General features: G+C 75.3%; 3 protein-coding genes and 1 pseudogene. 2 read left to right on the forward strand and 2 right to left on the reverse strand.

The genetic code is table 11. The features are described 5' to 3' along the window. Positions 1–231 (forward strand): DUF7882 family protein (locus tag AVW09_RS18085; RefSeq protein WP_442922751.1); only part of this gene is annotated, 231 nt, incomplete at its 5' end. On the opposite strand, the gene AVW09_RS15320 is transcribed toward AVW09_RS18085, so the two are convergent. Together AVW09_RS15320 and AVW09_RS15325 are read right to left on the reverse strand one after the other, a co-directional pair. Further along, a complete protein-coding gene (locus AVW09_RS15320) occupies positions 177–1,661 on the reverse strand; it encodes a sensor histidine kinase (protein ID WP_063258877.1) in 1,485 nt (494 codons plus the stop codon). The genes AVW09_RS18085 and AVW09_RS15320 overlap by 55 nt on opposite strands. Continuing rightward, positions 1,658–2,332: a response regulator transcription factor gene (locus tag AVW09_RS15325; protein WP_063258878.1), complete on the reverse strand. Its 675-nt coding sequence runs from the start codon at positions 2,330–2,332 to the stop codon at positions 1,658–1,660. The genes AVW09_RS15320 and AVW09_RS15325 overlap by 4 nt, the downstream gene beginning before the upstream one ends. A gap of 147 nt (positions 2,333–2,479) precedes the next feature. Here AVW09_RS15325 and AVW09_RS15330 point away from each other — a divergent pair. Continuing rightward, positions 2,480–2,921, forward strand: a pseudogene (locus AVW09_RS15330) (hypothetical protein); the annotation flags it as partial.

Here is a 2,921-nt window from a genome sequence, read left to right on the forward strand (position 1 = left end):
CCGGTGAACGAGGGGGTGCGCCAGGCGAGCCTGTGGATCCATGCATCGAACGCCCTCGTGCTGCAGTTCTACGGTGGCCGCGAACCGTCGATCGATCGCGAACTCGTCGACCAGATGATGCACGACGCCAGCGGGGCCGACGGCCTCACGCTGAGCGGGTCGGGCGTCGCCTCCGCTCAGACGACGCCGGCGCGGCCGACGCCCGCGCGCGCTGCCCGCCCCGTGCGCTGAGCCGCGCTCGACCGCGGAAGACGGAGCACGAACACCGCTCCGCGGTCCGCGGGAAGGCACTCCACGTCGCCGCCGTGTGCGCGGGCGATCCCGCGCGCGATCGGGAGCCCGAGCCCGACGCCGCCGGACCCCGCGCGCGCGGCGTCGAGCCGCACGAGACGGTCGAAGATCCGCTGCCGATCCTCCGCGGCGACGCCCGGCCCATCGTCGCTCACGTGCACCTCGACGTCGTCGCCCGACGAATGGATGCCGAGCACCACGCGCCCGCGGCCGCCGGTGACGCGCGCGGCGTTCTCGACGAGGTTCGACAACACCTGCGCGACCCGGTCGCGGTCGACGGACACCGGGACAGCGGCATCCGGGATCTCGGCGTCCACGGTCAGGCCGGGATGCACCAGGCGCGCCCGCGCCGCCTCCGCGTCGACGATCTCGCGCAGATCGGCCGGAGCGAGCGCGAGCTCCAACCCGCGGTCGAGGCGCGCCATGAGCAGCAGATCGTCCACGAGACGCGACGCGCGGGTCGCCTCCCGCACGACGTGCCCGGCGAGCATCTCGCGCTCGGGGCCGTCGAGGTCGGCGCGCACGAGAGTATCGGCGGCGGCCCGGATGCCGGCGACCGGCGTCCGCAGTTCGTGCGCGGCATCCGAGAGGAACGCCCGCAGCCGTTCCTCGGCGGCCCGCGCGGCGACCTCGGCGGCCCGCGCGGCGACCTCGGCGCCGACGACGTCGTCGAGCATGTCGTCGAGCGCCGTCGCCACGCGCCCGATCTCGGTGTCGGGGTGCGTCGGACGAAGGCGTCGATCGCGTTCCCCGGCGCCGATGGCGCGCGCGACGTCCGACACCTCGTCGAGCGGCCGCAGGGTGCGGCGCACGACGAGCACGACGGCGCCCGCTGCGAGCAGCAGCACCGCGACGGACGCGCCGGCCATGATCCAGCGCACCTGCGTGAGCGTCTCGCCGACCCCGGCGGCGGAGGCCGTGAGCGTGAGCGTCGATCCGTCGCTCAGCGTCGAGCGCAGCGTCACCAGGTCGGCGTCACCGCTCAGTTCCGAGGCGGTGACGGTCACCGCTCCCGGCGCGGGCGTCGCCGGGGCCTCGCCGCCCCGCGGACCCCCGGGCGGTCCCGCGGGACCCCCGCGCAGCTGCTCGGGGCTGGGGCCGGCGACGACCGACCCGCCGCCGGCCTCGTCGATGCGCACCGACAGGCCCTGTGCCGAGAGCCGGTCGGCGAGGTCCTCGGCATCCACGATCCCCACGAGCGATGCGGTCGCCGCGGTGCGGTCGCGCAGCCGGTCCTCGATCTGACCGCGGAGCCGCGCACCGAGCGCCACGTCGACGATCACCGCGAGCACGACGAGCAGCAGCGCGACGAGCGCCAGCACGGACACGATCGTCCGACGCCGGAGCGATCCGGACCGCAGGGCGCTCATGCGCGCTCGCTCAGGCGGTAGCCGAGGCCGCGCACGGTGTGGACGAGACGCTCGCCGTGGGCCTCCATCTTGCGGCGCAGCGCGCTCACATGCACCTCGACGAGATTGACGTCGTAGTCCTCGTACCCCCACACCTGCGTGAGAATCTGCGTCTTCGACAACGTCCGGCCGCGACTCTCGACGAGCAGGCGCAGCAACCGGAACTCGGTCGCCGTGAGATCGAGCAGCGCTCCCGCCCGATGAGCCGTGGCGGCATCGGCATCCACGACGAGATCGCCCACGGCGACCGTCTGCGGCAGCCGTCCCCGTCGCCGGAGCACGGCGCCGGCACGGGCCACGAGCTCGGCCATCGTGAACGGCTTCACGACGTAGTCGTCGGCGCCCTCGGCGAATCCGCGCAGCCGATCGTCGACCTCGTCGCGCGCGGTCAGCATGATCACGGCGGTGTCGCCCGCGGCGCGCACGACGGGGAGCAACCGGATGCCACTCGGCCCGGGCATCATCCAGTCCAGCACCACGAGGTCGGGGCGGAACCGATCCAGTCGTTCGGCGAGATCGGTGCCGTCGGGCGCCCCCTCGGCCACGAAACCGTCGGCGCGCAGCGCGAGCACGACGGCGAGGCGGATGGTCTCGTCATCATCGAGCACGAGGACGCGGGCGGGGGCGGACATCCGGCCGACGATACGGCCGGACACTGGATGCCGCTTATGCGAACGGTGGGGATTCACCCCGGTCGTGGCCGCTTCAGGTCGGCTTCAGTTCCGGTTCCGAGGCTGGGGAGCAGACGCCGACGAGACTCGCCGGCCCGAGAGGAACCCATGTCCGACGACGACAACCCCACCCTGCCGCTGCCCCGCCAGGAGGCGCCGACCCCGGAGCCGCCCCGCCGCACGTGGGTGCGACCGGTCGTGATCACCGCCGCGGTGGTCGCCGCGCTCGGCCTCACCGGAGGCACGGCGGCGCTGGCCGCTCAGTCGAGCAGCACGGTCGCGGCCGCGACGAACGCCCCGAGCGCCGACGGCGGCGCGACGGGTCCCGGGACGACCGCGCCCACCGCTGCACCGACCGGTGGACCGACCGGTGCCCCGACGCCTCCCGCCGACGGCACCTTGCCGACGCCTCCGGCCGACGGCACCGCTCCGGCCGCCCCCGAGAACGGACCGAAGCCGGGGGAGTGCGGCCCCGGCGGCGCCCCCGCCCAGCCCGGTGGCCCCGGCGCGGGCGGCCCCGGCGCCCCGGGCGCGGACGGGCACACCCCGC

The sequence above is a fragment of the Microbacterium sp. T32 genome, assembly GCF_001619615.1.
Lineage (GTDB): Bacteria > Actinomycetota > Actinomycetes > Actinomycetales > Microbacteriaceae > Microbacterium.